General features: G+C 73.3%; 4 protein-coding genes. 1 reads left to right on the top strand and 3 read right to left on the bottom strand.

Translation table 11 applies throughout. The features are described from left to right. Nucleotides 1-1,347 (bottom strand): sensor domain-containing protein (locus tag NBZ85_RS28505; RefSeq protein ID WP_261557043.1); only part of this gene is annotated, 1,347 nt, incomplete at its 3' end. Between the two features lie 252 nt (nucleotides 1,348-1,599). On the opposite strand from NBZ85_RS28505, the gene NBZ85_RS28500 reads away from it, so the two are divergent. Then, on the top strand, nucleotides 1,600-2,265 hold the full coding sequence (locus NBZ85_RS28500; protein ID WP_261563045.1) for a histone deacetylase: 666 nt from the start codon (nucleotides 1,600-1,602) through the stop codon (nucleotides 2,263-2,265). A gap of 125 nt (nucleotides 2,266-2,390) precedes the next feature. On the opposite strand, the gene NBZ85_RS28495 is transcribed toward NBZ85_RS28500, so the two are convergent. Together NBZ85_RS28495 and NBZ85_RS28490 are read right to left on the bottom strand one after the other, a co-directional pair. Continuing rightward, entirely contained in the window at nucleotides 2,391-2,792 is a 402-nt protein-coding gene (locus NBZ85_RS28495) for a PPOX class F420-dependent oxidoreductase (protein ID WP_261557046.1), read from the bottom strand. 235 nt (nucleotides 2,793-3,027) lie between these two features. Beyond that, a complete protein-coding gene (locus NBZ85_RS28490; RefSeq protein ID WP_261557048.1) occupies nucleotides 3,028-4,020 on the bottom strand; it encodes a dienelactone hydrolase family protein in 993 nt (330 codons plus the stop codon). Between the last annotated feature and the right edge of the window lie 54 nt (nucleotides 4,021-4,074).

Raw genomic sequence — 4,074 nt, 5'->3', positions numbered from 1 at the left:
GCCCTCGCCGTCCCCCGCCCGGTGGTCCGCCGCCAGACTGCTGCGCAGCCGCTCCAGCAGCGACGCCCGGTTGGGCAGCCCAGTGAGCATGTCGTGCTGCGAGCGGTAGCGGATCTCCCGCTCGGCGGCGAAGCGGGCCGCGGCCGCACCGAGCACGCCGGCCACCGCCGCCACGAAGCTGCGTTCGGAGTCGTTGAAGGCCCCCACCCCCGCCGGCAGGACGGTCCCCGGGGAGGTGTAAGGGGGCCCGGCAGCGCCCGGGGGCCGCTGGACGGCGACGACCGCCGAGGGCTCACCGCGCAGACCTATCGGCTTGGCGAGGGCGAACCAGCCGTCCTGGTGCGGGTCCACCTCGCCGCCGGCGGTCGCCGACCGCGACCCCGCGGGTCCGCGCAGGGCCTCCTGGGCGACCGCGGCGGCCACGGTCCGCGACACCGACGGGCCGTCGGCGGCCACCAGGCCCAGCGCGCCGGTATCCACGTCGACCTCGTGCAGGGTCGCCGTCGCCCCGAGATGCTCGGCGAGCACCGCCGTCGCCCGGCGCCACAGCACGGCCGGCTCGAGGGTGACCAGGGCCTGGTGGGCCAGGTCGGCGAGGTGGGCCTGCGCGGCGCGGGCGCTTTCCCGCTCGGTGATGTCGATCGTGATGGCCGCGACCAGGCTGACCTGGCCCAGGGGGTCGCGGATCGGCATCACGTGCAGGTCGAGGTAGCGGCCGAACGCGCCGACGATCCGCGCGCCGGGCTCACCGGCGAGACCTCGGCGCAGCATGGCCGTCGGCTCCGGATGATCGGCGAACACGTCGAACACCGACGCCGACTCGGCGGCGGCGAGGCCCGCGGCCTCCTCGGCCGTGTGCGCGCCCACCCCGAACACCGAGCGGCCCGACCGGTCGATCAGCAGCATCGACACCGGGCTGTGGTCCAGCACGAGCCGCAGGTACCGGTTCGCCTGCTCCTGCTCGGTGATGTCCTGCACCCGGCTGACGACCCGCGGCCCGTCGTCCCCGGGCACCGCCGTGGCGACGATCAGCACCGGCACCAGCGAGCCGCCCGGGCGGACCAGGCGCACCGCCAGCGGCGTCTCCGGCGCCTCGCCCGCGGCCCGGCCGCGCACCGCGGCGTGGGCCGGGCCCGGTGAGAGGTGGGCGAGCTGACGGAGGTGATAGTCCCGCAGCCGGGCGGCGTCGCCGGGCAGCAGGTGGTCCGCCAGACGGGAGCCGATCAGCGCGGCCCGGTCACGGCCGAGGATCCGGCTCGCGGTGTCGTTGACGTCGCTGATCACGCCGTCGGACGCCGTGGTGGCCAACAGGCCGATGTCGAGACGTTCCAACAGGCGGTCGGTCACGTCTAGGGCAGGTCCGGCGGTCCTCCCTCCGTCGGGCGACGCGGATCGCGGCACCTGTTGGGCGTACCCGGTCCCGGTGGCCGGAATCGTCACGCCAGTCCGTTCCGCCGGCCTACCGACCGACCGCCACCGTGGGTACGGTCGCCGTCCGTGCCTGACAATTGTCCTTACCGGACGATTCCTACCTACAGGATCCGCATACTGTGACGGTGCGGAAGCGGTGTTGCATACCGGGTGCGCGCGGCCGGCCCGGTGAGTGAACCGGCACCCGCCGGGCGGGCGAAGCAGGTTCGATCGGTCGGACCCGAGCTGGTCTGGTATGCAAGCTACGGCTCGAACATGCGCATGGCCCGGCTGCGGCACTACCTCGACGGCGGCTGCCCGCCGGGCAGCGACCACCGCCATCCCGGCAGCCGCGATCCCCGCCCGCCGCGGCTGTCGGTCCCGGTGATGCTGCCCGGCGAGATGTACTTCGCGCTGGAGTCGCGGATCTGGACGGGCGGCATCGCCTTCTACGACCCGGCGGCACCCGGGGAGGTCGCCGGCCGGGCACACCTGCTCACCGTCGGCCAGTTCGCCGACATCGCCGCCCAGGAGATGCACCGCGCCCCCGACGTCGACCTCGACCTGGCCGCCGTGCTGCGCACCGGCCGGATTCGGATGGGTCCGGGCCGCTACGAGACGCTGGTGCTCGTCGGCCACCGCACCGGCGTCCCCGTCCTGACGTTCACCGCTCCGTGGTCGCTCGCCGACGTGCGCCCCACCGTGCCGTCGGCCGGCTACCTGGCCATGCTCGCCGGTGGCCTGCGCGAGGCGCAGGGCTGGTCGCCGGCCCGGATCGCCGGGTATCTCGCCACCCGGCCCGGTGCCGCCGGCGTGTGGCAGCCGGCGGACATCGAACGGCTCGCCGCCGAGTAGCTCGCCGGCCGAGCAGGCCCGCAATCCCAGACCGGCCGCGCCGCGACGCTCCGCGGTCACCGACCCTTCGCCGCGCGCCGACGCCAACCGGGACCGGGACGTACGGCGCACGGTGGCGCCGCCGCTCACGCCACCGTGCGCCGTGAGCCCTCCCGACCGTCGGCGCCGAGGTTCCAGCTGATGATCCGGCGGGGGTGCACGCGGATGACCTCGGGGCTCAGGTGCGCGGCCGGGGGTTCCTGCCGGGTCAGGGCCTCGGCGGTCCCACGGATCTCCAGGCCGCGCACCGTCCACGGCTGCAGCGAGGCGATGTCGTCGACGACGTAGGCCACCTGGCCGTTGGCGGCGATGTTGTGGAACTTGCGGCTGTTGCCGAGGTCGTAGCCGTAGATGCTGATCACTCCCGTCGTGTCGTCGACGGTGTGGGCGACCGGGCTGTTCTGCAGCGTCCCGTCCGGGGCGAGTGTGGCGAGCCGGCCCAGGCGCTGGGAGTGCAGGTAGTCGAGTTCGGCCGGGGTGAAGACCACGGTGGCTCCCTCTGCGGGTCCCGGTCGGCCCGGGAGCGACGGTAGGCCGCGGCCGGGCGTGGCCGCGGCGGTGGACGGACGTCGGCGATGACTGGCCGGCCCGTCCGTGACCGACCCTAGAAGCTGAACCCCCGTTGAGGTCAACGGCTGCCGCCCGGTTCGCTCATCCAAGATAATCAACACTGTTGACGGATTGGCGGTGTACCTATTCGATCTTGAAGTGGGGTGGCGGTGACTACCCGGCGGCGGGGGAGAACAGCTGGTCGTGCCGGTTGTACTGGACGAGCAGCGGCGACGGGGCGCGGCAGGCGGCGAGATCGGGCCAGTCGCCGTGGCGGGGCCAGGCCGCGGGGAAGAACAGCCAGCCGTGCCCGGCGACGTGCCGGTCGAGCAGGCCGTCGTAGGTGCTCATCATCCCGACGATGACGGCGGCGGCGACCTGTTCGCAGGTGGCCTGCAGGAGCGCCGCGCGACAGCCGCCGCCGGACAGGCCGATGCAGCCGATGCCCGCTGGTGCGACGTCGGGACGGGACGTCAGGTAGGCGGCTGCGACGCGGTCCTCGAAGGCGACGACTCCGGCGAGGGTGGTGCCCAGCAACGCGCAGTACTTCTCGACGATGTGCTCGTGATGCCAGGAAGCCGCGTCGTGCCAGGCGACCTCGTCGGAGACCTCGCGGGACGGGCTCAGCTGCCAGCAGTTGTCCGCGTGCCGACGCGTCTGTGGCGCAAGTGTCTCGGTCGGGAACCGGCGGCTGCCCCAGAGGAAGGTGTCGTGCGCCAGCACGACGAAGCCCTCGCGCGCCAGCGCGTCGGCGAACGCTCGGCTCCCGTACTGGCGTGCGCGCAGTGCCGCGACCGCCGGTGGAACGTCCGACGGCCCGTCGGCGACCTTCTCCTTGCCGTAGAAGGTCATGCCGTCATGGCTGTGCAGGGCGAGGACACCGGGCAAGGGCCCGTCAACGTTCGCCGGTTTCAGCACGTAGGCGTGGGTGCGCGGGCCGAAACCGACCGACCAGGAAATCTCCTCACCGAGCAGACCGTCGGATTTCCACCGCTGTTCGACCCGGACGTCGCCGGGTGTCTCCCAGTCGCCGCCGAATCCCAGTGTGTCGCGGACCAGAGCCCTCGTACGCGCTCCTGGAAACGCTGGTGGGATGGGGCCGCCCTGCTGCTCGCGGGCGACGCGGACGAGATCGCTGTAGGTGCCGAGATGCTGGTACTCGCTCACTGTTGGCCTCTGCTCTCCTCAGGTGGGTGCTCGCGGGGCAACAGCCTCCACCGC

This window comes from Frankia tisae (assembly GCF_025403405.1).
Classification (GTDB): Bacteria; Actinomycetota; Actinomycetes; order Frankiales; family Frankiaceae; genus Frankia; species Frankia tisai.
The sequence above is the reverse complement of the archived record's forward strand: the minus strand, read 5'-3'. Positions and strand labels throughout refer to the sequence as shown.